Source organism: Actinoplanes sp. NPDC048967 (assembly GCF_040649415.1).
GTDB lineage: Bacteria > Actinomycetota > Actinomycetes > Mycobacteriales > Micromonosporaceae > Actinoplanes.
Genome location: NZ_JBEZFL010000001.1, coordinates 47,126 through 72,319, shown reverse-complemented (window position 1 = coordinate 72,319; position 25,194 = coordinate 47,126). Strand labels below are relative to the sequence as shown.

The window sequence follows — 25,194 nt, the reverse complement described above, 5'->3', positions numbered from 1 at the left end:
TTCCTAATGTGCGCAGTGTATACATTCGCGATCTCCGGGAGGGCCAGTGTCCGTCCACTCCACCGAGGTACGCCTGGCGGCCCGCCCGCACGGCTGGCCCACCGCCGAGACCTTCGAGGTCACCCGCGTCGAGGTGGCCGATCCGGCGCCCGGTCAGCTGCTGGTGCGTAACCTGCTGATGAGCGTCGACCCGTACATGCGCGGCCGGATGGACGACCGCAAGTCGTACGTGGCGCCCTTCACGGTCGGCGAGGCGCTGGAGGGCGGGGCGCTCGGCGAGGTCGTCGCCTCGGCGGTCGACGGGTTCAAGCCCGGTGACACGGTGCTGCACGGGCTCGGCTGGCGCGAGTACGCCCTGGTGGACGCCCGCTCCGCCGCGAAGGTCGACCCGTCGCGGGCGCCGCTGGGTGCGTACCTCGGGGTGCTGGGCATGACCGGGCTGACCGCGTACGCGGGTCTGCTGCGCACCGCCGAGTTCAAGCCGGGCGACGTCGTCTTCGTCTCCAGCGCCGCCGGCGCGGTCGGCCAGGTCGTCGGGCAGCTGGCCCGGCACCGGGGCGCCGCCAGGGTCATCGGCAGCGCCGGTTCGGCGGCCAAGGTCGCCTTCCTCAAGGACGAGCTGGGCTTCGACGACGCGTTCGACTACCACGACGGGCCGATCCGCGAGCAGCTCAAGCGGGCCGCGCCCGACGGCATCGACGTGTACTTCGACAACGTCGGCGGCGACCACCTCGAGGCCGCCATCTCGGCGCTGAACGTGCACGGCCGGATCACCGTCTGCGGCATGATCAGCGTCTACAACGCCACCGAGCCGACCCCGGCGCCGCGCAACCTGGCCATGCTCATCGGCAAGCGGCTCACCATCCGCGGCATGCTGGTCCGCGACCACGGTGACCTGCGGGGCGCGTTCATCGAGGAGATGGCGCCGCTGGTCGCCGACGGCCGCATCCGGCACCGCGAGACCGTCTACGAGGGGCTGGACCAGGCCCCGGAGGCCTTCCTGGCCATGCTGCGCGGCGAGGGTCTGGGCAAGGTCCTGGTCAGGATCGCCTGATCCGTGACAGGACGGCTCGCCACCGGTGCTCCGGTGGCGAGCCGTTGCCGTGCGGTCAGGAGTGCGGGCAGGTGTCGCGGTATTCCTGGATCGCCGAGCCGCTCGGCGCCGGGCAGAGGAACTGCTCGTAGCGGGTGTCGTTGTCGATGAACCGCTTGAGCCACGAGATGCTGTACTTCGCAATGGTCACGTTGGCCGAGGTCGGCGCCGAGTGCGAGGCGTTGTTCAGCTCCAGGTACGCCTTGTCCGAGCTGCTCGGCAAGCTGGTGTAGAACGGCTCCGCGTGCGACGCCACCGGTGCCACCGTGTCGTTCTCGGCCCCGATGATCAGGGTCGGCACGGTGTCCGACGACCAGTTCTTGGTGGAGTGGTACGGCGTCAGCGGAATGGACGCCTGCAGTTGCGGACGGGTCCGCGAGGCGGAGAGGCTGCCGCCGCCACCCATCGAGTGGCCCATGACCCCGAGCCGGCCCGCGTCGATCCGGGTGCGCACGGAGCTGGTGCGGGTCAGATAGTCGAGCGCGGCCAGCAGTTGGGTGCCGCGGCTGGCCGGCTGGTCGTAGACGCTGAGCGTGTCGATGGTGATGACCACGAAGCCCTGCGAGGCGAGGCGGGGGCCGTACCAGGCGACGCTGGACTGCGAGGCGGTGAAGCCGGGCGAGACCGCGACCGCGCCGAAGGTGCCGGCGGTGGTGCTGGTCGGGTAGTAGATGGTCCCGCCGCCGAAGCCGGAGACGCTGGAGCGGGCCACGGTGGTCTGGGCGATGGCGAACGAGCCGCGGGTGGCCTCGATGCCGGCCACGGTGGGGGCGGGTCCCCGCTCGTACGGGTTGGCCGCGAGGGCGGCCCCGGCGCTGAGCGGGCGTGCCGTGTCGGCCGCGAGGGCCGGCCCGGCTGGGGCGGTGACGAGGGCGGCGGTCAGGGTGGCGGCGGCGAGCAGGTGCTTGGCGGGATTTCGCATGTCCGGAGCTCCCTAGGGTGGGGAGGAACTCACCGACGTCGTCCGGCACCGCGGGGTTGGCCCGGGGGGACGGACGTTCCGGCGGCCTCGCCATCGAGGCACATCAATGCTGTGCCCCATTGGTTACTCGCCGGTAATCCCACTGTCATCATGTTTCGCCGATATGACGAACCCTTGACGGCTCAGCGGCTGCGCTCCGCCTCGCGGGCCTGGCGCCTGCGCTCGCGCTGCTCACGGGTGTAGCGCTTGCGGGCCTCGAGGTCGAGCTTCCACTGCTCGCGGGCGTACGCCTCGGCGCCGTGCACGGCGTTGCGGGTCTGCGCGGGCCCGATCATGGACCGGAAGAACCAGTTGTCGAACGTCTCGTGGAACCACCGCACGAGCCGGTTGCCGCTCCGGTCGTTCGCATCCTTCGGCATGCCCTCGCCCCTCCTTGGCCTCGTGGCCCCGATAGATCATTGCCGCACCAACGGTTTGTACACCAACTATTGGTAGTCTAACCATGGAGCTGAGGAGAACGCGCATGAGTGACCCGGTCGACACCGAGGACCCGCTGGCCCTGGAACAGCAGGTCTGCTTCGCGCTGTCCGTCGCCGCCCGCGGCGTGGTGGCCGTGTACCGGCCGTTGCTGGAGCCGATGGGCCTGACCCACCCGCAATACCTGGTGATGCTGGCGTTGTGGCAGCACGCCCCGCTGTCGGTGCGCGAGCTCAGCGGGCTGCTGCAGCTCGACCCGGGCACACTGTCTCCGCTGCTCAAGCGGCTGGAGGCGATCGGCTACCTGCGCCGCGAGCGGGACCCGGCCGACGAGCGCAGCCTGGCGGTGACGCTCACTCCGGCCGGGCAGGCGCTGCGCAGCCAGGCCGAGCAGATCCCGCCGGCTGTGGTGCAGCGTCTCGGCATGCCGATCGAGGAACTGCGGAGCCTGCACGCGGCCCTCACCCGGGTGATCGCCGCCGCCCGCCCGATCGAGCCCGGCTCGTCCTGAATCGGCCGTGGGCCGCCGTCCGCGGCCCAGGCATGGCCGTGGCCCCTGTCCCGGGCGGAAGCAGGGGCCGCGGACGACTCGGCGACGGTCAGCCGCGTACCCGGCGCCGCTTCGGGACCAGGCGCATGACCGCCAGGCCCGCCACCATCAGCGTGACGCCCGCGACCAGCGTCCAAGCCGTGTCGAAGCCGGTCAGAGCGAGCGCCCCGCCCCCGACCGTGGCGCTGCCTCCGGCAACTTGTCCGTACATGATGTCCTCCCCAGGAATCAGACGTTGATCCATTCGCGGCGGGAGCCGCGCAAGGTCTTCCAGACCGCCAGCCAGTACACCCCCGACCGCCACTGCTCGTAGGCCCATTCGGGCAGCAGGACCGCCGCGAGCAGCAGGTCCGACGGGCGGTTGCGGCGTACTGTCCACACCCGTTCCGCGACGAACACGAGGGTGAGCGGCGCCCACTTCCAGGAGAACGGCACCGCGCCGTAGCCCAGCATCGTCACCAGCAGGAACAGCAGGTAGGCGGGCGCCATCAGGGAGCCCGCGTAGATGGCCAGTTGCCGGCCCAGGTCCGCGGCGGTCGCCCGGGTGAGGCCGTAGATGCGCAGGCTGTCGAGCATGCCGCGTTGCCAGCGCAGCCGCTGGTCCCTCAGCGCCTTCCAGGTCGGCATGATGTCGGTGACCGCCCGGGCGGAGGCGGGCGCCATCGGCCGGTAGCCCAGCGCCCGGAAGGCGAAGGTCAGCTCGATGTCCTCGGTGGCGGTGTCGCGGTGGTAGAACTCGCCGGGATGGCCGGGCAGGTCCTGACCGCGGGCGGCGATCACGGCCCGGACCGCGGCGACGTCGAAGAGGGTGGCCACCCCGGACAGCACCAGGGCGTTGTCGCCGCCGCGGCCGATCTGGCGGGCGAAGCGTTCGTACTCGTTGCGTTGCAGGCGGGCCAGCAGGTTCGTCGGTCCCGGATCGGTGCGGAAGCAGGCGCACACCGCGCCCACTTCGGGCCGGCGGCGGCGCGACCGGCGGTGCCCGTTGAGCTGCGGGCGCAGCAGGGCCCGGCGGGCGTGCTGGGTGAAGTCCGGGTCCAGCATGCTGTCGGCGTCGGTGACCAGGATCTGGTCCTCGTCGCGCAGCCGCGGCAGCAGCCTGGTGATCGCCCAGTTCAGGGCGCCGGCTTTCTTGTGGATGTTGACGCCGGGGAACTCCAGCACCGTGGCGCCCGCGGCCCGGGCGCGCTGGGCGGTGTCGTCGGTGCAGTTGTTCGGGACGACGATGATCTCGTCGAGGCGCGGCGCCCACTGCTCGCGCAGGGCCCGTACGGTGGCGGCGATGGAGGCGGCCTCGTTGTAGGCGGGAACGATGGCGACCACGAGCGGCGTACGGACCGGCAACGGCACGCGCCGGGTCTGCTCGCCCGGGTTGCGCCGCGGGCTGACGCGGGTCCGCACAGCGCCGGGCTCACGGCCCTGGCGGGCGTAGTCGCTGGCCCGAGGCCTGTCGATGATCATCGAGAAAGAACGTAAGCGCGATGGGCTCTGTCGCGCATCAGGCGTAGGGGGTCATGATCCACCGGGTCGGCTGAAGGGCTCAGGGCCGCAGTGATGAGTGGACCGGTCGACATGCGCCGGTACGGTCCGATATGCCCGGTCGGCGGGCACGACAAGGCCCCGCTGGACCGCCGCACGGTCGGGGGGAGTTGCGGCGGTCCGGCGGGGCCGGCTCTGGGTCGGTCCGGGCCTGCGGGCGCCTACCGGGTACGCGGGTCGGCGTCGCGGCTGCGCGTGCCGGACTTGGCCAGACCGCGGCTGATGAGGTAACCGATGGTCAGCAGGGTCACGTACCACCAGGCTTTGTCGGCGGCGAAGTAGTCACTGCCGTCGTTGACACCACGGTCGCCGACGAGCTGCGAGGCGAGCAGGACACCGGCGACCGCCGCGAGATACACGAACAGCTCCGTGGTCTTCCAGGACGGCTTGGTCTCGTCACCGTGCGCCGGACGGGCGTAGTGCCGGGTGTCACGGTCGGCGTCGGACAGCAGCCCGGTGGTGGCGTGGCTACCGGTGATGGGGGAGGTCGTCATCGTGGTCTCCTCTGAGGCGTTCGTCCACTTCGGTGATCACGGGATCCCCGCCATCACCGGGGCAAAAACGCAGAGACCATCCGAACACTGGCAATTCACCCGTACGGGTCGGTCAGCGGTCCCAGCCGTCGCAGCAGTCGTCCGGCTCCTCGGCCAGCAGATCGAGCAGATCCGTGCCGGTCTGCTCATCGGTACGCAGCCGCGGAACCGCGACGATCAGTCCGAGCTTGAGCGCGCAGTCCTCGCCGAAACCGTGGATCATCCGGTCCACCCGGGTGGGATGCCCGCACCGGGCGCACGGCTTCTTCGCCGGCCGCCCCGACTCCGGCCGCCCCGACTCCGGCCGCCCCGACTCCGGCCGCCCCGACTCCGCGAACAGGTCCACGACCCGATCTTGCCGGTTTTCCGTGCTCAGCGCAGGGCCGTGGCGATCTGTCAGCTCCGGTCCTGCTCCTCGGCCCGGGAACCCGGCGGCACCTTGGCCCGGCCACGGGCCACAGCTCCCGGCACCCTGGCCCGCCCCCGGACCACCCCGGACGACGGTGCCGGCAGGTGGTGGACGGCCGTCGGTTCCCCGGCCGCCGTAACGTCCGGGCCGGGCGCTGCCGGTTGTCGGGCCGGTGGTGGGCCGGAGTGGGGTTGGCCGGTGACCGCGGACGGCGCTGCCGGTTGTCGGGCCGGTGGTGGGCCGGAGTGGGGTTGGCCGGTGACCGCGGACGGCGCTGCCGGATGTCGGGCGCGCTGGGGGCCGGGGTGGGATCTCCGGTCCTGAGCGGTCGACGATGCCGGCCCGGATCGGCGGCGCCGCCACCAGAGCATCGCCACGATCGCGACCGTCAGGCCGATGGCCACCAGGCCCGGCACGACCGCAGTCCACGGGCGATCTCCCGCGGGCGGGCGGGCCACCGGCGCCGGAACCACCGCGTCACCGGCGAGCTCGAGGTCGCCCGCGTCGACGCGGACGGAAACCGTCGCCGGCAACGACGCCGGGGTCGGAAAGCGGATCAGATGGCGCCCTCGGAGCGTGGTCGTCACCTGATCCAGCGCGGGCATCACCACCGGATCGCCCGCCGGCGCGAAGAAGCCTCCGGTGCCCGCCGCCGCGCTCGCCCAGTACGAGCCCCCGGCGGCCGTGCCCACCACGACCAGAATCGTGCCGCTCGCCCGGAACCGGCCGGCCAGCACGTCGGCCCGCTCGCCGACCGCGTCGGCCGCCGTCGTGTAGAGCACCACCACCCGCCGCCCGGTCTCCGCCGTCGGGAACTGCCGTTCGGCCAGACTGAGCGCCGCCGCGGTGTCGCGTTCGCCGCGGGGTCGCAGGGACGTGAGGGCCCGGATCACCCCGGCCCGGCCGCGTTCGCCGCCGGCGGTGACCGAGGCGGGCGCCGAGCCGGCGATCACGGCCGCGCGGGTCGTGCCCGGTGCTTCGAGGATGAAGCGGGCGGCCGCGCTCAGCCACGCCGGGAGTGCGGTGGCGCCGTCCGCTGACGTGTCGACGACCAGGGTGACGGCGAGGCCGTCCGCCACGACAGGCTCCACCGTGGCCTGCTGGGGCCGGCCGTCGTGGGTCACCGCGACGGCTGCCGGCCGGGTGCTCGCGCTCAGGTCGACCACCAGCGAGGTCTGCGCGCCGTCGACCAGGACGGCGGTGATGGGCAGCGGGACCGGCGCGGCCGCTGCCGCCGGGCTCACCGCCAGCAGCGTGCCCACCGCCAGCAGCAGGGCGGCGGCTCGGGTACGGCGGCGGTCAGGCCTGGTCCGCGTACACGATGACATTGTCCCGGTAGCTTCCTCGAGTGCGGTCGAAGCTTCCGCCGCAGGTGACCAGCCGCAACGTGGGGTCGAGGCTGGGGGCGTACACCAGGTCGGTGGGGAACCGGGTCTTGGCGGTCTGCGCCACCTTCCGCACCCGGAACGTCACGGTGCTGCCGTCCGCGCGGTCGACCCGGATCTCCGTGCCGCGCTTCAGTTTGCGCAGGTCGACGAAGACGCCCGGGCCGGTGCGGGAGTCGACGTGACCGAGGATCACCGCGGGTCCGGGCTGGCCGGGGCGGGGGCCGTCCTCGTACCAGCCGGCGACGTCGGCGCGCTCCGGGACCGCGACCGTCCCGTCGTCCTGCCGGCCGAGGCGCTGCAGGGTGCTGTCGACGCGCAGCGCCCGGATCCGCAGCCGAACCGGTGTCGCCACTGTGGGATAGGTGCGGGCCGACCGGAAGGTGTCCGCCCGCGCCGGCGCGGCGGCGGCCGGCGTGGTGCTGCCCGTGGCCGGCCGCGCGGTCGCCTCCGGCTGGGCGCCGGCCAGGGCGGCGATCACGGCCAGGGCCAGACCGGCGAGCGACACGGTACGGGCGTACGCCTGCATGTCAGCGATGCCCACCGGCGAGCCCGCCCTGGCCGGTCTCCGGTCCACCACGCGGCAGGCGCGCCGCGACCTGGGCCCCGAAGCCGTCAGCGAGCCGGCGGGCGAGCTCGAACATGTGCTCGTAGGTCTGCCCGGCCACCTCGTGAGCGCCCTGGTAGTCCTTGGCGGCGTACAGGTCGGCGTGGCGCAGCAGCATCTCGTCGTGCTGCACGAGCGCCGCGGTCAGGGCGGCCGGGGTCATCCGGCCGCCGGTGGCCGGGGCGAGGATGGCCGCCAGGCCCCGCTCGAAGTTGTGCAACGCCGCGCGGACGCGCTGCTTACGGTCGTTCTGCCCGGCGGCGGTGGCCCCCGCGTACGCCACGAGCTGCTCGACGTGGGACGCCCACTGGGCCTGGAACCGCCGGGCGACCGGCGCGCCGAACAGGGTGTCGACCGCGGCCGCCACGTCGCGGGTGTTGCCGTTGATGCTTTCCGCGGCCGCGTCGAAGTCGGGTGTGCCGGTGACCGCCGCCCGGCTCACGTCCTCGACCAGGGCGGCGTGCTCGGCCAGCAGCTTGCCGAGCTGGGACCGCAGCCGCCACACCGGCTCCCGCAGCGTGGCCCGGTCGGCCGCCGGCAGCAGCGCCTCGGCCAGCGTCAGGCCCAGGTCGTACGTGTGCTGGAAGCTCTGCCGGTACAGCCGGTCGGCAGTTGCGTGGTCGCCCGCCGCGTACGCGTCCGCTTGCCGGGTCAAGTGGTCGACGTGCATGAGGACCGCATCGCGGGCGGCGGCCCGGGGCAGCCGGCCGTGTGACGCGCCGGCGAAGAAGTCGGCGAGTTCCTGCTCCGAGCCGGTCAGCTGCGCGCGGGCGCGGGCCAGTGCGCCGGTGTCCTGGTCCGCGACGCCCGCGGCGTACGCCACCAGGTCGACGACGTGGTCGGACCACATCGGCCCGAACTGGGTGGCCGCCGCGGCGCCGAAGAGCTGTCCGATCAGGCCGGTCATGGCCTCGGTGTTCTGGCCCAGTGCGGCGTCGGCGGCCTGGACGAAGCTGTCGTCGCCCCGGATCCGGCTGCGCATCAGGTCGGCGGCCAGGATCGAGTGCTGCCCGAGCAGGCCCTGCAACCGGATGGCCTGGTCGGCGGCGGAGACGCGGGCCGGTTGATGGACGTGGGCGGCTTCGCTGTGCGCCACCAGCGGCGCACGCGAGGCGACGGCCGCCGGGCCCATCGAGAGGATCGCCGTCAGCCCCAGGCAGAGCATCGGCACCAGTCGTCGGATCGCTCGGTGTTCCCGCATACGCCTCATCGCCCAGCGTCTCGTCGCCCGGCCGGGCCACGCGCGGACCGCCACCGCACCGGGAGGCGGCCGGCAGTGCCGGCGGGCCGGTGACCAAGGACAACCGGGACGGTTGCCCATGGTGATGCGGCAGCCACGATACGCGCGCATCGATGAGCTTCGGGTCCTCCGAGCGGCGCGACCGGGCGCCTGTGTGGACAGCCCCGGATCGTCCGAACTCCGCCTTCGGGGGGCCGACATCCGCGGCCCCGTCCAGTATCGTCGAAGTGGCTGCTGACCTTCGCAAACGTCCGGGGTGTGGCATGGCGCAAGGACACCTGGTGGGCGGCCGCTACCGGCTGCTGCGGGCCCTCGCCGCCGGGGGCATGAGCGAGGTCTGGCTGGCCGACGACGAGCGGCGCTCCCGCCCGGTCGCCATCAAGAAGTGCGTGCCACCCGAGGGCCTGACCCCGGCGCAGCGCGACCTCGTCCGAGATCTGACCCTGCGCGAGACGCGGGCACTGACCCGGGTCCGGCACCCGCACGTGATCCGCATCCTCGACGTACTGTCCGACGACGAGGACCCCTGGATCGTCATGGAGTACGTCGCCTCCCGCTCACTGCTCGAGGTCCTCCAGGAGACGGGGCCTCTCCCGCCGGCCCGGGCCGCCACGATCGGGCTGGCCGTGCTGCACGCCCTGAACGCGGCCGGCCGGGCCGGGGTGCTGCACCTCGACGTGAAACCGGCGAACGTGCTCATCGCCGACGACGGACGGATCGTGCTCGCCGACTTCGGCCCGGCCGGCACCGAGGCCGGCGTCCGGGCGCTGACCAGCGCCGGGATCACGCTCGGCTCGCCGAAGTACGTCGCGCCGGAGCGGCTGCTCAGCCAGGTGTCGACCGCGCGGGCCGACCTGTGGTCACTGGGTGCGACGCTCTACCACGCGGTGGAGGGCCGGCCCCCGTTCGTGGGGGAGACCACCGAGGACACGCTGCGGGCGCTGACCACCGGCGCTCCGGACCCGCCCGTGCGGGCCGGTCCGCTGACCGAGGTGCTGCAGGGCCTGCTGCGGCGCGAGCCCGCGGAGCGGCTCACGGCGTCCGAGGTGGAGGACCGGCTGCGTGCGGCGGCCGCCCTGCCGCGCCGGCGGGAGCGGCGGAGGGTGGCCGTCGTGGTGGCTCTCGTGCTGCTGGCCGCGCTCGGTGGAACGGCTGCGGCCGTACGGCAGGACGGCGGCCCCGGCGACCACCCCGCGATCGCCGCCTCCCCGGTCGCCCGGGCCCGGTTCGTGCTGCCGGAGGACTTCCGCTGGTGGACCGAGACCGGGCAGTACCGGGTGGCCGTGCCGGCGGGCTGGCGCCGCAGTCGCAACGCCGCCGGTGACCTCGTGTTCCGGCCCGCGCGGGGCGAGCTGAGCCTGCGGATCGCCCGGTGGGATCCGCCGCCGCGCAACGTCGTCGCGGGGCTGATCGCCGCGGAGAGCGCCACCCGGCTGGCCTCGTACCGGCGGGTGCGGATCGAGGCGCTGGCGCAGCCACCGGACGCGGTCTGGGAGTACACGTTCCGGGACGCGGACGCCGGGGTGATGCACGGGTTGCGCCGGGTGCTCAGCGTGGACGCAGACACGTACCTGGTGGAGTGGCACGCGCCGGGTGCGGCGTGGGCCGGGGAGCTGCAGCGGCTGGCCGTGGTGCTGGACAGCTTCGGACCGGCGCCGGGCGCGTAGCCGGTCAGGTCAGGTGCACGGGTCCGTCCGGCAGGAACCGGAGCCAGGAGCGCGGCCCGGTGTGCCGGACCCGGATGCCGGCGATGCCCACCGCGTACCGCAGGGCCGGCAGCAGGTCGTCGCCGCGGCCGAGAGCGACCGCGAGGGCACCGTGGAACGCGTCCCCGGCGCCGGCCGTGTCGACCGCCGGGACGGCCGGCACGGTGAGCTCGCCGTGCTCGTCGCCGTTCCACCAGCTCACCGGCTGCGGTCCGCGGGTGATCGCGCCGCGCCGCACACCGTCCGACCTCAGCGCATCGCGGACCGGTGCGCCGCCCGGCGGGCGGAACGCGGCCGAGCACGCCACGACGTCGGCCCGGGGCAGCAGGTCGGCGAAGACCGGACGCCAGCTGCCCGCGTCCAGCAGCAACGGCCGACCGCTGCGCGCGGCACCCAGGGCCAGCTGCGGATGGTGGCCGTCCACCAGCACCATGTCCGCGCCGGCCAGCAGCTCGGCGAAGCCCGGGGGCACCGGCGCCTCGGCGGCGCCGGCGTTGCGGCTGACGATCGTGCGCTCGCCGGTCGCGTCCAGCACGGTGACGGCCGAGACCGGTGGTGGCGTACGCGCCAGCGGCGTCGCGTCGACCAGCGTCACCCCGTACGCCTCGGTGTCGGCCCGGATCAACCCGCCCAGCGGATGCGCGCCGACCGCGGTGACCAGGGTGACCTGCGCGCCCAGCGCGGCCGCGGTGATCGCGGCGTTGGTGGCCGGCCCGCCCGCGGCCACCTCGGCGGTGAGCGCCTCGGTCTTGGAGTCCACGCCGGGCAGCCGGTCCACGCGCTGCACCAGGTCCACGGTGGCCAGGCCCACGCAGACGATGTGCACGGCGGGCCCGGGGCTCAGTTCGCCAGTTCGGAGAAGAACGTGCCGACGTTGCGGAAGACCTCGGCGATGCCGTCGCCGATGCCCCGGGCGATGTCCGCCGCGGGGCCCGGGTTGGTGCCGATGTAGAAGATGACCAGGATCAGCACGATCCAGCCGACGGCCTTCTTCATGGCACACCTCGTCCCGTGGGTCTTGATCGATGTGATCGTGGCACAGCCGCGCACCCCGGACGTGGATCTACGCGCTGTCGATACCGAAAAGCCGGGCCGCGTTGTGCCAGCAGACCGCGCGCAGCCAGTCGTCGCCGAGCTCCAGCCGGCGCAGGGCCTCGAGCTGGTGGGCGTACGGGTAGGGGATGTTGGGGAAGTCGCTGCCCAGCAGGACCTTGCCCGCCAGCCCGAGCTCGCCCAGCCGCGGCAGCAGGGCCGGCGGGAACGGCGCCAGCTCCTCGAAGAAGTCGGTGAACGCCATGGTGGTGTCCAGGCCGACCCGTTCGTAGCGCTCGGCCAGCTCGAGGAAGCCTTCGTACTCGGGACCGCCGAGGTGGGCGGTGAGCATGGCCAGGCGCGGGTGGCGGGCGAGCACCCCGCCGATCGGGCCCGGGCCGGTGAAGCCGTGGGGGACCGGGCCGGAGCCGGCGTGCACGACGACCGGGGTGCCGGACTCGGCCAGCAGGCCCCAGGCCTCGTCCAGCTGCTCGTCGCGGGGGTCGAAGCCGCCGACCTGCAGGTGCAGCTTGAAGATCCGCGCGCCACGGTCGAGCGCCGCGCGGACATCGGCGGCCGCGGACGGCTCCGGGAAGAAGGTCGCGCTGGGCAGGCAGCCGGGCGTGCGGGCCGCGAAGTCCAGCGTCCAGGTGTTGAGGTCGGCGGCCATGCCGGGGCGGTGGGCGTACGCCAGGGCCGAGAAGACCCGTACGCCCTGCGCGCCCAGCTCGGCCACCCGCTCGGCCTCGGTGCCGCGGTAGCGGATCGGCCAGGCCCGGCCGATCAGCGGTCCGGCCTGGTCGAAGTGGGCCCAGACCCGGCGCTGCATCCGCTCGGGCAGGAAGTGGGTGTGCACGTCGGCCAGGCCGGGCAGGCCGAGCTCGCGGAGGAAGTCGTTCACCACCCGATCATTGCCCACCTCACATTCTGACAGTCGCTAGCTTTTGAGTGTTACTGTCATTTCATGGCTACTTCCACTTCACGGTGGTGGGCGCTCGGCGCGCTCGCCCTCTGCACTCTCGCCATCGGGTTGGACAGCACGGTGCTCAGCGTCGCGCTGCCCACCCTGGCCGGCGACCTGCACGCCACCACCGGTGACCTGCAATGGATCACCACCTCATACCTGCTGGTGATGGCGGCCGCGCTGCTGCCGGCCGGCATGCTGGGCGACCGGTTCGGCCGCAAGCGGATGCTGATCGGCGCGCTGGTGCTCTTCGGTGTCGCGTCGGTCGGCTGCGCGTACGCGGTCTCGACCGGCCAGCTCATCGCCGCCCGGGCCGCCCTCGGTCTCGGCGCCGCCGTCCTCATGCCGCTGACCTCGGCCGTCCTGACCGTGATCTTCGACCCGGCGGAACGGCCGAAGGCCCTGACGATCTGGGTGACGGCCAGCGCGCTCGGCATCCCGCTCGGGCCGGTCGTCGGCGGCTGGCTGCTGGACAACTTCTGGTGGGGCTCGGTCTTCCTGATCAACGTGCCGATGGTGCTGGCCGGGCTGATCGCGGTGCTGCTCTGGGTGCCGGAGTCGCACGGTGACCGGGCGCGGCGTTTCGACCCGCTGGGCATCGTGCTGTCGGCGGCGGGGCTGGTCGCTGTCACGTACGGGGTCATCGAGGCCGGCGAACGCGGCTGGACCGACCCGCGGTCCCTGCTCACCGCCCTGGGCGGGATAGCCGTTCTGGCGCTCTTCCTGGCCTGGCAGCGGCGCGCCAAAGCGCCCCTGGTGGACCTCGCGCTGTTCCGGTCCCGGGCCTTCACCTGGGGATCGCTGCTGGCCACGGTCGCGAGTTTCGGCATGTTCGGGATGCTCTTCGCGCTGCCGCAGTTCTTCCAGGCCGTCGGCGGCAACGACGCGCTCGGCACCGGGCTGCGCCTGCTGCCGGTGATCGGCGGGCTGCTGGTGGGTGCGCGGGTCGCGGGCCGGCTGGAACCGCGCCTGGGAGCGAAGACCGTCGTGACGGCCGGGCTCCTGCTGATGGCGGCGGGGCTGTTCACCGGCGCCACCACCGGTCCGGGCACCGGGCACGGCTTCGTCGCGGCCTGGATCGCCGTCGCGGGCGTCGGGCTGGGCTTCACCATGCCGCCCGCCATGAACGCCGCCCTCGGCGCGCTCTCGCCCGAGCGCAGCGGTGTGGGGTCGGGACTGATCCAGGCGCTGCGCCAGGTCGGCGGGGCCATCGGGGTCACGGTGCTGGGCACGGTGCTCAACGGCGCGTACCGGGACGGGGTCGACGTGACCGGGCTGAGCGCCACGACAGCCGACGCCGTCCGGGACAGTGCCACCGCCGGGGTCGCCGTCGCCGGTGGGCTGGGCGATGCTGCGCTGCTGGGATCGGTGCAGGCCGCCTTCACCTCCGGTATGGACCTGGCGCTGGTCGTCGCGGGCGGGGTGGCGGTTGCTGGTGCCGTACTCTCGCTGCTCTTCCTGCCGGGCCGCCCGGCGGCGCCGGATCCGGCGAACGCCCCCCTGGCACCCACGACGCTGCCGGCACCGGCAGAATCGGTGGTATGACGTCGACCCCGCCGGCCGGCCTGCGTGAGCGCAAGAAGGCCCGGACCAAGGCCGCGATCCGCGAGCACGCGATGCGGCTCTTCCACGAGCAGGGGTACGCCGCCACGACGGTCGACCAGATCGCCGCGGCGGCGGACGTCTCCCCGAGCACGTTCTTCCGGTACTTCCCGACCAAGGAGGACGTGGTCCTCACCGACGACTACGACCCGCTGATGGTCGCGGCGTTGCGGGCCCAGCCGGCCGACCTGTCCCCGATCGAGGCGATCCGGCGCAGTGTCCGGGAGCTGTTCGCGCAGCTCACCGACGCGCAGTGGCAGCAGGAGCGGCGCCGCCAGCAGCTCATCGCCAGCGTGCCCGAGCTGCGGATGCGCACCCAGCAGCAGTACGCCGACTCGATCACGCTGCTGGCCGAGGTGGTCGCCGAGCGGGCCGGGCGGCCGAGCGACGACTTCGCCTCCCGGGTGGTCGCGGGCGCGGTGATGGGCGCGGCGCTGGCCGCAAACCGCGGTGGCAGGAGCATGGCCGACGGCGCCGCGTACTTCGAGGACTTCGACCGGGCGCTGGCCCTGCTCCAGGCCGGCCTCCCGGTCGGGCCCTCCGCGGGCTAGCCGGGGAGCTGCCCCTGCCCCGGAGTGCGGTCGTCCAGTGACCGGCGGGCGGCCGTGAGGATGCGGTCGGAGAGCTCGGTGCCGGCCGTCGCCCGGGACAGCATCAGGGCGCCCGCCATCGTCGCGATCGCCACCAGGTCCTCCTCGTCGCCGTCGCCCATCCAGCGGGCGAAGTCGCGCACCCCGTCGGCGTACGGCTCGCGGGCCGGGCTGTCCGGCGCCTCCCGGGCCATGTCGCCGCCGAAGGCCGTGGTCGGGCACCCCTGGCCGGCGTGGTCGCGGTGCTCGGGGGAGAAGTAGTAGTCCAGCAGGTCCCGCCGAGCGGCCGCGTGGTCGCCGGGATGCCGGGCGTCCAGGGCGGTCAGCCGCTCGCCCAGCTCGCCGAAGGCCCGGCCGGTCGCCTCGGCGACCAGCGCCTCCTTGGACTCGAACCGCTTGTAGAAGCCGCCGTGGGTGAGCCCGGCCGCCGCCATGAGGTCGGTGACGCTGACCCCCTGAACGCCGCGCTCGCGGAACAGCCGCGCCGCCTCGACGATCACCCGTTCCCTGTTCTGCTGTGCCTGGGCCTGGGTCACCCGTGCCATCGCGCACCTCCGGCCCCCATCTTATATGACGCTCGTCATCTAACCTTGCGGCCGATAGATGACGTTCATAATCTAAAACTCGTCGGACCAACGGAAGGAACCACCATGCAGCTCGAGAACTCCGTCGCCCTCGTCACCGGGGCCAACCGCGGCCTCGGCCGGCATTTCGCCGCCCAGCTCGTGCAGCGCGGCGCGAAGGTGTACGCGGCGGCCCGGCGCCCCGAGACCATCGACCTGCCCGGGGTGATCCGGGTGCGGCTCGACATCACCGACCCGGAGTCGGTGGCCCAGGCGGCCAAGATCGCCGACGACGCCACCGTGGTGGTCAACAACGCCGGCACCAGCCTCGGCGTGAACCTGCTGGAGGGTGACCTCGACGCGATCCGGCTGGAGATGGAGACGCACTACTTCGGCACGCTCGCCGTCACCCGGGCCTTCGCGCCGGTGCTGGAGCGCAACGGCGGCGGCGCGGTGCTCAACGTGCTGTCCGTGCTGTCCTGGCTGCACCCGGGCCCGGCCGGGGCGTACAGCGCGGCCAAGGCGGCCGAATGGGCGCAGAGCAACGCCCTGCGCGACCTGCTGGCGCCCAAGGGCATCACGGTGTCGGCGCTGCACGTCGGCTACATGGACACCGACATGGCGGCGTTCGTCCCCGCGGACCAGAAGATCGACCCGGCCGTCGTGGCGACGCTGGCCCTGGACGGCATCGCCGCCGGGAAGCCCGAGATCCTGGCCGACGAACTCAGCCGTCAGGTCAAGGCCGGCCTGGCCACGGCGCTGCAGGGCTGAGCCGCGGTCGGGCCGTCCCGGTCGGGCCGTCCCGGTCGGGCCGGCCTGGCGGGGCCGTCCCCGGTTGGTCGGGGACGGCCGCCCGACAGCGCGCTCAGGCGAAGCGCTTGGCCAGGTCGCGGGCCTGCTCGTGGGCCAGCCGGCGGCCGGTGGCCGCGTCGGCGGTGGCCAGGTTCGGCCGGAAATGCACCTCGCCGACGTCGGCGACGCCGGCCCAGTGCAGCCAGTCGGTGAAGAACGGCGCCTGGAAGTCGGCCCCGAACGCCGGGCCGCGGCCGGGGCCGTAGACCGCGCTGGTGTAGACGACCGCGGCGCGCTTGCCGGTCAGCAGGCCGGTGTACCCGTGCTCGGGGTCGAAGCCGAAGACCAGGCCGGGCTGGCTCACCACGTCGATGAACTGCTTGAGCACGTACGGCACGCCGGCGTTCCACATCGGGACGCTGAACAGGTAGCGGTCGGCGGCGTCGAAGCGGTGGAAGGTGTCGACGGCGGACTGCCAGGCCTCGGCCGCCGCGCCCCGCGGCTGCTCGCCGGCGAAGATCGCCATCTTGGCCGCGGCGGCGTCCGGGCCGAACGCCGGCAGGGTGCCGTCCCACAGGTCGTACGTCTCGACGGCGCTGTCCGGGTGCTCGGCCCGGAACGTGTCCAGGAAGGACGCGGCGATCGCCAGCGACTCGGACTGCTCGCCGCGCGGCGAGGCGGAGATGTGCAGGAGCTTGGACAAGGTGGCTCTCCTCGGCTCAACTTGAATGCGTGCGCACGCACATTCTTACGCCGATGCGTGCGCACGCACAAGAGTCGCTAGGCTGCGGTGATGAGCGACACCGGTGTTGCGGCCTGGAGCGCCCTGCTGCGCGTGCACGCCGCCCTCGTCCCGCAGCTCGACCGCGACCTGCAGGCGGCCTGCGGACTGCCGCTGACCTGGTACGACGTCCTGCTGGAACTCAACGCGGCGCCCGGTCGCCGGCTCAGCATGGGCGAACTGGGGGCCGTGGCCGTGGTCAGCCGCTCCCGGGTGAGCCGGGTCGTCGACCAGCTCGCCGCCGACGGGCTCGTCACGCGCGAGGCCAATCCCGACGACCGCCGGTCCGCGTACGCGACGATCACCGAGGCCGGCCGGGCCCGGCTGCGCGCCGCCGCGCCGGTCTATCTCGGCGGCATCGAACGCCACTTCACCGCCCATCTCGCCGCCGCGGAGGCCCGCACCGTGGCGACGGCGCTGGGAAAGGTCATCGCCGCGCTGGACCGCTCCTGAACGAACGGTTGGAAAACGCCGGCATCGGGTAGGGCACGCCCATGACCTCGCTCTCTGCCCCGGTGTTGGCCGCGGAAGCGATAACCTCCGCCGGAACCGGCCAACTCGTCCTGGCCGCGGTGCTCGGCATCGCGGTCGTCGTCCTGCTCATCGCCTGGGCCAAGTGGCATCCCTTCCTCGCCCTGATCATGGGCGCGGCCGTCCTCGGAGTCGTGGCCGGCGCCGCGCCCGACGACACCATCACCTCCTTCACCACGGGAGTCGGCAGCACGGTCGGCAGCGTCGGACTGCTGATCGCGCTCGGCTCCATGATCGGGGCGCTGCTGGCCGAGTCCGGCGGCGCCGACGGCATCGTCACCGCGATCGTCCGCAGATTCTCCGGATCGGCGCTGCCCTGGGCCATGGCCGGTGTCGCCGCGCTCATCGGCCTGCCGCTGTTCTTCGAGGTCGGCGTCGTGCTGCTGGTGCCGATCGTGCTGCTGGTGGCCCAGCGCACCGACGTACCGCTGCTCAAGATCGGTATTCCGGCGCTGGCCGGTCTGTCGGTTCTGCACGGCCTGGTCCCGCCGCACCCGGGCCCGCTGGTCGCGGTCTCCAGCCTCGGCGCGGACCTCGGGCTCACCCTCGCCTTCGGGCTCATCTGCGCGATCCCGACCGTGATCATCGCCGGCCCGGTCTTCGGCAACTTCATCGCCAAGCGGGTGCCGCTGGCGGTGCCGGCCCAGCTGGTGCCCGCGGGCGGCGGTGGCCGGTCCGCCGGTTCGGGCCCGGCCGGCGGTCAGGACTTCGTCGACCGCGACGACCTGGCCAACGCCGGTTCCACGGAGCCGGACAAGGCCGTCGACAGCGACCTGCCGGCCCGGCGGCGCAACCCGGGCGTGGTCCCGGCGGTGCTCACCATCCTGCTGCCGATCGTGCTGATGCTCCTCCGCGCGGTCGGTGAGCTGACCCTCGACGAGGACAACGGCCTGCGCAAGGCGCTCGACATCGCCGGCACCCCGGTGGTGGCGCTGCTGGCCGGCGTGCTGCTGGCCATGTGGACGCTGGGCAAGCGGGCCGGTTTCGACCGGGCGCAGACCTCGGCGGTCATCGGCGGCTCGCTGCCGCCGATCGCCGGCATCCTGCTCATCGTGGCCGCCGGCGGCGGTTTCAAGCAGGTGCTGGTCGACGCCGGGGTCGGCAACGTGGTCGCGGACGCGGCCAAGGACGCCAACATCTCCGCGCTGCTGCTCGGCTTCCTGGTCGCGGTGGGCATCCGGGTGGCCACCGGTTCGGCCACCGTCGCCACGATCACCGCCGCGGGCATCGTGGCCCCGCTCGCCGCGACCCTGGACAAGCCCGAGGTCTCGCTGCTCGCGCTGGCCATCGGCTGTGGCTCGCTGTTCTTCTCGCACGTCAACGACGCGGGCTTCTGGCTGGTCAAGGAGTACTTCGGGATGACCGTCGGGCAGACCATCAAGACCTGGTCGGTGATGGAGACGATCATCTCGGTGGTCGGCTTCGCCTGCGTGCTGATCCTCGACATCTTCGTCTGACCCGGATCCTTCCCCCGGTGACCGCGCCCGCTCCGGCGGGCGTGGTCACCGCTTGGTGCGGAAGTACGGCACGACCAGCGCGGCGATGCACAGCAGAGTCACCACGCCCAGGCCGAGGTGCACGACCAGCGGCCCGCCGTAGATCGACAGCGCCAGGTTGCCGACCGTGCAGAGCAGCAGCAGGGTCCAGACCAGGGCCCGGGTGGCGGGGGAGGTGCTGGAACGGTCGATGTCGGTCATGGCTGACTCCTCATGGGGCGGGACGCGGTGTGCGTCCGTTGCCATCGACGCTAGGCAGCCGCGCCGGCCGTGCCGATCCCGTCATCTGCCCTGCCGGGGTACAGCAGGCTGTACTTTCGGGCCCCGGCCCTGCCACCGGTGGCGGCTTGGCCCTAGGGTCAGCGGCCATGGAGGCGAAGATCCGGCGGCTGGCCGGCGAGGCACGCAGGTCGACCCTGCGGGCGCTGCGCGACCTGCTCGTCGGTCTGGGCACCGCCACCCTGGCCCTGGGCGCGCTGTCCTGGCTGATCCTGGTGGCCGTCACGAGCCTGATCGGCATCGGACTGGTGCTGCTGCCCTCGGCCCTGCGCCTGCTGCACGCCGTGGCCGACATCGAGCGCAACCGGCTGTCGCGCCGCGGCGAGGAGGTGCTCAGCCCCGGCCCGCCACCGGCCGGTCGGCGGGCAGCGCTGGCCGATCCGGGCACGCGGCGCGAGGTCGCCTGGGCGGCCCGGCACGCCACCCTGGGCCTGCTGCTCGGCGCGCTCGGCATCCAGCTGCCGGTCTGGGCCGTACGGGACAGCACGTTCGCCCTCTGGTGGCAGCTGCTCCCCGAGGGTGAGCGGACGCCGGGACTCGGGCTGTGGACCGTGCACGACTGGCCGGGCGTCGGCACGGTCACGCTGCTGGGCCTCTGCTGGGCCGTGGTGACCGTCGGCCTGACCCCGGCGATGGCCCGCTTCCAGGGGGCGTACGGACGGCGGCTGCTCGCGCCCGGCCCGGAGGTCGACCTCTCGCTGCGCGTCGCCCAGCTCACCGCGACCCGCGCCGCCGCCCTCGACGCGCACGCCATCGAGCTGCGCCGCATCGAACGGTCGCTGCACGACGGCACCCAGAACCGGCTGGTGGCGACCACCGTGCTGCTCGGCGCCGCCCGCCGCATGCTCACCCGCGACCCGGCCGAGGCCGAGGCGCTGCTGGAACGCGCGCAGAGCTCGGCCGAGCTGGCCCTGGCCGAGCTGCGCGCGGTGGCCCGGGGCATCCTGCCGCCGGTGCTGGCCGACCGCGGCCTGGCCGGCGCGCTGAACGGGCTGGCCACCGACAGCGCCGTGCCGTGCCGGATGGATGTCGACGTGCCGGACCGCTGCGCCGCCTCCGTCGAGTCCACCGCCTACTTCGTGGTGGCCGAGGCGCTGACCAACATCGCCAAGCACAGCGGGGCCACCCAGGCCACGGTCGAGGTGCGCAGCAGCGGCGGCCGGCTCCGGCTGCGCGTCACCGACAACGGCCGCGGCGGGGCCGACGAGAGCGGCGGCTCGGGCCTCATCGGCATCCGGCGCCGTATCGAGGCCCTCGACGGCGCCCTGACCATGACCAGCCCGCCCGGCGGGCCGACAACCCTGGAGGTGGAGCTGCCGTGCGGATTGTGATCGCCGAGGACGATGCCCTGTTGCGGGAGGGACTCGCGTTGCTGCTGCGCGCCGAGTCGCTGGACGTGGTCGCCACCGCGGGCACCCCGGACGCCTTCCTGGCGGCCGTCGACGAGCACGCTCCGGACGTGGCCATCGTCGACGTGCGGATGCCGCCGACGCACTCCGACGAGGGGATCGTGGCCGCGGTCGAGGCCCGGCGGCGCCGGCCCGGCCTGGCGGTGCTGGTGCTGTCCGCGTACGTCGAGCAGATGTTCGCCACCGAGCTGCTCGCCGGCGGGGCCCGGGGCCTGGGTTACCTGCTCAAGGAGCGGGTGGGCCGGGTCGAGGAGTTTCTGGAGGCGCTGCACCGGGTGGCCGGCGGCGGCACGGCCGTCGACCCGGAGGTGGTGGCCCAGCTGTTCGCCCGGACCCGCCCGGACTCGCGGCTGGACCGGCTCAGCCCGCGCGAGCGCGACGTGCTGGCGCTGATGGCCGAAGGGCTGGGCAACCTGGCCATCGCCGAGCGCCTCTTCGTCAGCGAGGGGGCCGTGCACAAGCACATCCGCAGCATCTTCAACAAGCTCGACATGGCGCCCGACGACCGCTCGGACCGCCGGGTCGCCGCCGTGCTGCGCTACCTGGACGGCCGCGAGCGCGCTTCCTGAGACGGGGCGGCCGGGCCCGCAGGCCCGGCCGCCGGGCTCACGCGTTCTGCTCGTCGCGCCAGGCCAGCCACTGCTGCAGCGGGCCCAGATCCGGCTTGGGCCCACCGACGCCGACGGTGAAGAGCGAGACGCCCTTCTCGCGCAGCTCGGGCCCGCCCACCGACGGGTCGCCCTTCGGCGCGCCGGCCGACACCTCGATCTCGGCGGCGTCGCGGCCCACGTCCGCGCAGTGCCCGCGCAGCACCCCGAGCTTGCGCTCGATGGTCTCGGCGTCACCGAAGCTGTGCCAGATGTCGGCGTGCTTGGCGACCAGCTTGAGCGTCTTCTTCTCACCACCGCCGCCGATCAGCACGGGGATGTCCCGGGTCGGCGGCGGGTTGAGCTTGCCCCAGCGGGACTCGATCCGCGGCAGCGCCTCGGCCAGATCGTCGAGCCGGCCGCCGGCCGTGCCGAACTCGTAGCCGTACTCCTGGTAGTCCTTCTCGAACCAGCCGGAGCCGATGCCGAGGATGAGCCGGCCGTCGCTGATGTGGTCGACCGTGCGGGCCATGTCCGCCAGCAGCTCCGGATTGCGGTAGCTGTTGCAGGTGACCAGGGCACCGATCTCGACGCGGGAGGTCGCCTCGGCCCAGGCGGCGAGCATCGTCCAGCACTCGAAGTGCAGACCCTCGGGCTCGCCGTAGAGCGGATAGAAGTGGTCCCAGTTGAACAGCACGTCGACGCCGAGCTCCTCGGCCTCGGCCGCCGTGCGGCGGATGGTGGCGTAGTCCATGTGCTGGGGCTGGAGCTGCAGCCCGATCCTTACCGGCCTGGAGGTCATGATCGCAGCCTAATCCCGTACGGAGTGTGATCTACCGCTCGGGGGATTCTCAAGGTCAGCACAGGTTCGTATCGCAAGATGGTGACCATGCGTAGACGGACAATGCTGGCCGGACTGGCCGCCACCGCCGGCGCCGGCGCCCTGACGGCGTGCACGTCGCCCAGCGGCACGGGCGGGTCGGCCACGGCCTCCGCCAGTGCCACCGCCCTGCCCTCGGCGTCGGCGTCGGCCTCCGTCTCGGCGGCCCCGATCCTGGCCTCCACGACCGCGTCGTCGCTGGCGCCGCAGAACGTCACGGCGCCGTACGCCCCGGCGCCGGGGACCGCACCGGCCGGTGCCTTCGCGGTCGGCCGGCGGGTGCTGGAGTTCTCCCGCGGCGCGGACCGGCCGCTGCCGACCACGGTCTGGTATCCCGCCACCGGCGAGACGCAGCCCAGCCCCGATCCGGTCGACGACGCGCCGGCCGCCCCGGGCCGTTTCCCGCTGGTGCTGTTCAGCCACGGCCTGACCGCGCAGCCCGGCGACTACGCCCCGATGCTCACCCGCTGGGCCCAGGCCGGCTTCGTCGTGGCCGGCCCGACCTACCCGCGCACCTCGTACGGCGCGGCCGACTTCTACGCGCCGGACATCGTCAACCAGCCGCAGGACGCGTCGGCGGTGCTGGACTCCCTGCTCGCGCTGACCGATCCGCTGGGTGCGATCATCGACCCGGACCGGCTGGGCGCCGCCGGTCACTCCGGCGGGGGAATCACCACGGTCGGGTTGTTCAGTGCGCATCGTGATGAACGTCTCAAAGCAGGCGTCGTCCTGGCCGGCACCGACTTCCAGGGGATGCCGTTCACCGGCCCGCCCGCCGCGATGCTGTTCGTGCACGGCCGCAAGGACAACACGGTGACCTACCGGGCCGGACACGCCGTGTTCGCAGCGGTTCCCTGGTCACGCGCGATGCTGTCGATCACCGACGGCGGGCACGTCACCCGGGCCGGCGATTTCGAGGCGACCACCGTCACCTCCACAGAGTTCCTGCGTTGGGCCCTGCACGGCGACACCGCCGCCAGGGCCCGCATCCCGGGGGCCGCCCGGACCGGTGACGTGGCCACTCTCGAGACCGACCTCTGAGAGGCAGCCTTGGATCTTCATGACTAACCTGGTTCGAGTGACTTCCCCTACGCCTGTTCGCGACCGCAACAAATTCGCCAGCGCCGGATCACTGCTGATCTGCGGGCTGCTGGCGGGCGTGGTGGTCGCCGCGGCCTCGTTCCCGGCCGTCGCCATGTCAGGGCTGGCGGCCAAGGCCGGGTCGGAGACGTTCGCGCAGTTGCCCAGCCAGCTCGAGCAGCAGACGGCGCCGCAGGTGACGCGGGTCTTCGCCGCCGACAACAAGACCCAGCTCGCGGTCATGTTCGACGAGTTCCGCAGCGACGTCCCGCTCAAGGACATCTCGGTCAACATGCAGAACGCGATCGTGGCCGCCGAGGACCACCAGTTCTACAAGCACAACGGGGTCGACCTCAAAGGCGTCGCCCGGGCCTTCGTCAACAACAAGCAGGGCGGCGACAAGCAGGGCGCCTCGACGCTGACGATGCAGCTCGTCCGGATGACCCTGGCGTACTCGGCGAAGACCCCGCAGGAGGCCGTCGACGCCACCAAGGACACCCCGGAGCGCAAGCTCTCCGAGATGAAGTACGCCCTGCAGCTCGAGAAGGAGCTCACCAAGCAGGAGATCCTCGAGCGCTATCTGAACATCGCCCCGTTCGGCAACGGCGCGTACGGGGTCTACGCCGGCAGCCAGGTGTACTTCCGCAAGAAGCCCAAGGACCTCACCGTCGCCGAGGCGGCGCTGCTGGCCGGCATGGTCAAGGCGCCGACCTCGTTCGACCCGACCACCGCCAGCGGCTATCCGCAGGCGCTGGACCGGCGCAACTACATCATCGACAACATGCGGGACCTGGGCTACCTGAAGCCGGACGAGGCCACCAAGGCCAAGACCGTCAAGCTCGGCAAGACCACCAACCGGCCCGGCAACGGCTGCGTGTCGGTCGCGAAGAACAACTGGGGCTTCTTCTGCGACTACTTCTACCGCTGGTGGCTGACCCAGGAGGCGTTCGGCAAGACCACGTACGACCGGGAGCGCCAGCTCAAGACCGGCGGCTACCGGATCGTCACCTCGCTCGACGTCAAGGCGCAGAGCGCGGCCCGCAAGGAGATCACCGGGCTGATCAAGGACACCAACCGCAACGCGCTGCTGCTGGCCGGCGTCGAGCCCGGCACCGGGCGGGTGCGCACCCTGGCGGCGAACCGCAAGTACAAGCTGGACAGCACCGCCGATCCGGAGAACAAGATCTCCTCCGACCCGGCGAAGGCGGCCGAGGGCATCCGCGGCACCTACCCGAACACCACCAACCCGATCATCACCGGTGGCGGAGACATCAACGGCTACCAGGCCGGCTCGGTGTTCAAGATGTTCACCATGGTCGCGGCGCTGGAGAGCGGGCTCGAGCCGGACTTCACGATCAACGCCCAGGAGCGGTACAAGTCCGGTTACATCATCGACCCGAGCTCCCCGGCGGCCTGCCCGGGCACGCACTTCTACTGCCCGGGCAACTCCTCCAAGAGCGAGGTCGGCCCGTTCAACATGTGGACCGGCTTCGGCCGCTCGGTGAACACGTACTTCGTGCCGCTGCAGGAGAAGGTCGGCGCGGAGAACGTGGTCGACGTGGCCAAGCGGTTCGGGGTCAAGTTCCGGGCGCAGAAGGACGCGGAGATGGCCGACAACGAGGAGGCCGCGAACCAGTGGGGCGCGTTCACCCTCGGCGTCTCGGCCTCGACGCCGCTGGACATCGCGAACGCGTACGCGACGCTCGCCGGTGACGGCATGTACTGCGCGCCCACCCCGATCCAGCAGATCTACACCCAGAACGGCAAGAAGAGCGACATCGGCCAGCCCAAGTGCAACCGGGCGACCAGCAAGGACGTCGCCCGCAAGGCGCTGGACGCGGCCCGCTGCCCGGTCGGCGACCGCGCGCAGCTCGGCAACTGCGGCGGGGCCACCGAGGCGAACGCGCGCCGCGTCGTCGGCCACCCGATCTTCGGCAAGACCGGTACGACCGACGCCGACAAGACCGCCGCGCTGGTGGTCGGCACCCAGCAGCTGGTGGTGGCCGGTTACCTGGTCAACCCGGACTGGGCCGGGCACACCGACCGGATGTCGCACGGCATCGTGAACCCGGCGGTCTACCGCACCGTGGCCGACTACATGGACGGCAAGCCGCAGGAGGAGTTCAAGAAACCCGGCTGACGAGAGA

The 25,194-nt window shown here is 72.9% G+C and carries 28 protein-coding genes; 12 read left to right on the top strand and 16 right to left on the bottom strand.

The window, feature by feature from the left end:
- The first annotated feature begins 46 nt into the window (after window positions 1–46).
- Window positions 47–1,054 carry an NADP-dependent oxidoreductase gene (locus AB0C12_RS00345; protein WP_360542519.1) on the top strand — a complete coding sequence of 336 codons (1,008 nt, stop codon included), beginning with the start codon at window positions 47–49 and terminating at the stop codon, window positions 1,052–1,054.
- A gap of 55 nt (window positions 1,055–1,109) precedes the next feature.
- On the opposite strand, the gene AB0C12_RS00340 is transcribed toward AB0C12_RS00345, so the two are convergent.
- Window positions 1,110–2,015: an alpha/beta hydrolase gene (locus tag AB0C12_RS00340; RefSeq protein WP_360542517.1), complete on the bottom strand. Its 906-nt coding sequence runs from the start codon at window positions 2,013–2,015 to the stop codon at window positions 1,110–1,112.
- Between the two features lie 182 nt (window positions 2,016–2,197).
- Window positions 2,198–2,434 (bottom strand): hypothetical protein, encoded by a 237-nt coding sequence (locus AB0C12_RS00335; protein ID WP_360542515.1) that lies wholly within the window; start codon window positions 2,432–2,434, stop codon window positions 2,198–2,200.
- 104 nt (window positions 2,435–2,538) lie between these two features.
- Between AB0C12_RS00335 and AB0C12_RS00330 the strand changes: the two genes are divergently transcribed.
- Window positions 2,539–3,003, top strand: a complete 465-nt coding sequence (locus AB0C12_RS00330) for a MarR family transcriptional regulator (protein ID WP_360542513.1) — start codon at window positions 2,539–2,541, stop codon at window positions 3,001–3,003.
- Window positions 3,004–3,091: 88 nt separating this feature from the next.
- On the opposite strand, the gene AB0C12_RS00325 is transcribed toward AB0C12_RS00330, so the two are convergent.
- From AB0C12_RS00325 to AB0C12_RS00295, 7 genes are all read right to left on the bottom strand, one after another.
- The gene (locus AB0C12_RS00325) at window positions 3,092–3,253 is read right to left on the bottom strand and encodes a hypothetical protein (protein WP_360542511.1); all 162 of its coding nucleotides are present in this window, start codon (window positions 3,251–3,253) and stop codon (window positions 3,092–3,094) included.
- A 17-nt stretch (window positions 3,254–3,270) separates the two neighbouring features.
- Window positions 3,271–4,503 carry a glycosyltransferase gene (locus tag AB0C12_RS00320; RefSeq protein WP_360542509.1) on the bottom strand — a complete coding sequence of 411 codons (1,233 nt, stop codon included), beginning with the start codon at window positions 4,501–4,503 and terminating at the stop codon, window positions 3,271–3,273.
- A 239-nt stretch (window positions 4,504–4,742) separates the two neighbouring features.
- The gene (locus AB0C12_RS00315; RefSeq protein WP_360542507.1) at window positions 4,743–5,075 is read right to left on the bottom strand and encodes a hypothetical protein; all 333 of its coding nucleotides are present in this window, start codon (window positions 5,073–5,075) and stop codon (window positions 4,743–4,745) included.
- Between the two features lie 112 nt (window positions 5,076–5,187).
- The gene (locus AB0C12_RS00310) at window positions 5,188–5,460 is read right to left on the bottom strand and encodes a hypothetical protein (protein ID WP_360542505.1); all 273 of its coding nucleotides are present in this window, start codon (window positions 5,458–5,460) and stop codon (window positions 5,188–5,190) included.
- A gap of 50 nt (window positions 5,461–5,510) precedes the next feature.
- Window positions 5,511–6,851, bottom strand: a complete 1,341-nt coding sequence (locus AB0C12_RS00305; protein WP_360542503.1) for a VWA domain-containing protein — start codon at window positions 6,849–6,851, stop codon at window positions 5,511–5,513.
- On the bottom strand, window positions 6,823–7,452 hold the full coding sequence (locus AB0C12_RS00300; protein ID WP_360542501.1) for a class F sortase: 630 nt from the start codon (window positions 7,450–7,452) through the stop codon (window positions 6,823–6,825). Before AB0C12_RS00300 ends, AB0C12_RS00305 begins: the two co-directional genes overlap by 29 nt.
- The gene (locus tag AB0C12_RS00295; protein ID WP_360542499.1) at window positions 7,439–8,716 is read right to left on the bottom strand and encodes a hypothetical protein; all 1,278 of its coding nucleotides are present in this window, start codon (window positions 8,714–8,716) and stop codon (window positions 7,439–7,441) included. The genes AB0C12_RS00300 and AB0C12_RS00295 overlap by 14 nt, the downstream gene beginning before the upstream one ends.
- Window positions 8,717–9,018: 302 nt before the next feature.
- On the opposite strand from AB0C12_RS00295, the gene AB0C12_RS00290 reads away from it, so the two are divergent.
- Window positions 9,019–10,422 (top strand): serine/threonine-protein kinase, encoded by a 1,404-nt coding sequence (locus AB0C12_RS00290; protein WP_360542497.1) that lies wholly within the window; start codon window positions 9,019–9,021, stop codon window positions 10,420–10,422.
- Between the two features lie 4 nt (window positions 10,423–10,426).
- On the opposite strand, the gene AB0C12_RS00285 is transcribed toward AB0C12_RS00290, so the two are convergent.
- From AB0C12_RS00285 to AB0C12_RS00275, 3 genes are all read right to left on the bottom strand, one after another.
- Window positions 10,427–11,287, bottom strand: a complete 861-nt coding sequence (locus AB0C12_RS00285; protein ID WP_360542495.1) for a PfkB family carbohydrate kinase — start codon at window positions 11,285–11,287, stop codon at window positions 10,427–10,429.
- Window positions 11,288–11,301: 14 nt separating this feature from the next.
- Entirely contained in the window at window positions 11,302–11,457 is a 156-nt protein-coding gene (locus AB0C12_RS00280) for a hypothetical protein (RefSeq protein WP_360542493.1), read from the bottom strand.
- Window positions 11,458–11,524: 67 nt separating this feature from the next.
- Entirely contained in the window at window positions 11,525–12,394 is an 870-nt protein-coding gene (locus AB0C12_RS00275) for an amidohydrolase family protein (RefSeq protein ID WP_360542491.1), read from the bottom strand.
- Window positions 12,395–12,457: 63 nt separating this feature from the next.
- Here AB0C12_RS00275 and AB0C12_RS00270 point away from each other — a divergent pair, with 63 nt between their 5' ends.
- Both AB0C12_RS00270 and AB0C12_RS00265 read left to right on the top strand, forming a co-directional pair.
- The gene (locus AB0C12_RS00270; RefSeq protein ID WP_360542489.1) at window positions 12,458–14,002 is read left to right on the top strand and encodes a DHA2 family efflux MFS transporter permease subunit; all 1,545 of its coding nucleotides are present in this window, start codon (window positions 12,458–12,460) and stop codon (window positions 14,000–14,002) included.
- Window positions 13,999–14,610 (top strand): TetR family transcriptional regulator, encoded by a 612-nt coding sequence (locus AB0C12_RS00265; protein ID WP_360542487.1) that lies wholly within the window; start codon window positions 13,999–14,001, stop codon window positions 14,608–14,610. Before AB0C12_RS00270 ends, AB0C12_RS00265 begins: the two co-directional genes overlap by 4 nt.
- Here AB0C12_RS00265 and AB0C12_RS00260 read toward each other — a convergent pair.
- Entirely contained in the window at window positions 14,607–15,194 is a 588-nt protein-coding gene (locus AB0C12_RS00260; protein WP_360542485.1) for a TetR family transcriptional regulator, read from the bottom strand. The genes AB0C12_RS00265 and AB0C12_RS00260 overlap by 4 nt on opposite strands.
- A gap of 105 nt (window positions 15,195–15,299) precedes the next feature.
- Here AB0C12_RS00260 and AB0C12_RS00255 point away from each other — a divergent pair, with 105 nt between their 5' ends.
- On the top strand, window positions 15,300–15,983 hold the full coding sequence (locus AB0C12_RS00255) for an SDR family oxidoreductase (RefSeq protein WP_360542483.1): 684 nt from the start codon (window positions 15,300–15,302) through the stop codon (window positions 15,981–15,983).
- Window positions 15,984–16,077: 94 nt separating this feature from the next.
- Here AB0C12_RS00255 and AB0C12_RS00250 read toward each other — a convergent pair whose 3' ends face one another.
- Window positions 16,078–16,707, bottom strand: a complete 630-nt coding sequence (locus AB0C12_RS00250; RefSeq protein WP_360542482.1) for an NAD(P)H-dependent oxidoreductase — start codon at window positions 16,705–16,707, stop codon at window positions 16,078–16,080.
- 90 nt (window positions 16,708–16,797) lie between these two features.
- Between AB0C12_RS00250 and AB0C12_RS00245 the strand changes: the two genes are divergently transcribed.
- Together AB0C12_RS00245 and AB0C12_RS00240 are read left to right on the top strand one after the other, a co-directional pair.
- A complete protein-coding gene (locus AB0C12_RS00245; protein WP_360542480.1) occupies window positions 16,798–17,238 on the top strand; it encodes a MarR family transcriptional regulator in 441 nt (146 codons plus the stop codon).
- 41 nt (window positions 17,239–17,279) lie between these two features.
- Window positions 17,280–18,773, top strand: coding sequence for an SLC13 family permease (locus AB0C12_RS00240; RefSeq protein WP_360542478.1), 1,494 nt, complete (start codon window positions 17,280–17,282; stop codon window positions 18,771–18,773).
- A 45-nt stretch (window positions 18,774–18,818) separates the two neighbouring features.
- Here AB0C12_RS00240 and AB0C12_RS00235 read toward each other — a convergent pair whose 3' ends face one another.
- Window positions 18,819–19,013, bottom strand: coding sequence for a hypothetical protein (locus tag AB0C12_RS00235; protein ID WP_360542476.1), 195 nt, complete (start codon window positions 19,011–19,013; stop codon window positions 18,819–18,821).
- Between the two features lie 167 nt (window positions 19,014–19,180).
- On the opposite strand from AB0C12_RS00235, the gene AB0C12_RS00230 reads away from it, so the two are divergent.
- Both AB0C12_RS00230 and AB0C12_RS00225 read left to right on the top strand, forming a co-directional pair.
- Window positions 19,181–20,422 (top strand): sensor domain-containing protein, encoded by a 1,242-nt coding sequence (locus tag AB0C12_RS00230; RefSeq protein ID WP_360542474.1) that lies wholly within the window; start codon window positions 19,181–19,183, stop codon window positions 20,420–20,422.
- A complete protein-coding gene (locus tag AB0C12_RS00225; protein ID WP_360542472.1) occupies window positions 20,410–21,069 on the top strand; it encodes a response regulator transcription factor in 660 nt (219 codons plus the stop codon). The genes AB0C12_RS00230 and AB0C12_RS00225 overlap by 13 nt, the downstream gene beginning before the upstream one ends.
- Window positions 21,070–21,106: 37 nt before the next feature.
- Here the strand turns inward: AB0C12_RS00225 and AB0C12_RS00220 are convergent, their stop codons facing one another.
- The gene (locus AB0C12_RS00220; protein WP_360542470.1) at window positions 21,107–21,889 is read right to left on the bottom strand and encodes an LLM class F420-dependent oxidoreductase; all 783 of its coding nucleotides are present in this window, start codon (window positions 21,887–21,889) and stop codon (window positions 21,107–21,109) included.
- A gap of 87 nt (window positions 21,890–21,976) precedes the next feature.
- Between AB0C12_RS00220 and AB0C12_RS00215 the strand changes: the two genes are divergently transcribed.
- Both AB0C12_RS00215 and AB0C12_RS00210 read left to right on the top strand, forming a co-directional pair.
- Window positions 21,977–23,008: a chlorophyllase gene (locus AB0C12_RS00215; protein ID WP_360542468.1), complete on the top strand. Its 1,032-nt coding sequence runs from the start codon at window positions 21,977–21,979 to the stop codon at window positions 23,006–23,008.
- Between the two features lie 19 nt (window positions 23,009–23,027).
- Window positions 23,028–25,187 carry a transglycosylase domain-containing protein gene (locus AB0C12_RS00210; RefSeq protein WP_360542466.1) on the top strand — a complete coding sequence of 720 codons (2,160 nt, stop codon included), beginning with the start codon at window positions 23,028–23,030 and terminating at the stop codon, window positions 25,185–25,187.
- Window positions 25,188–25,194: the final 7 nt, after the last annotated feature.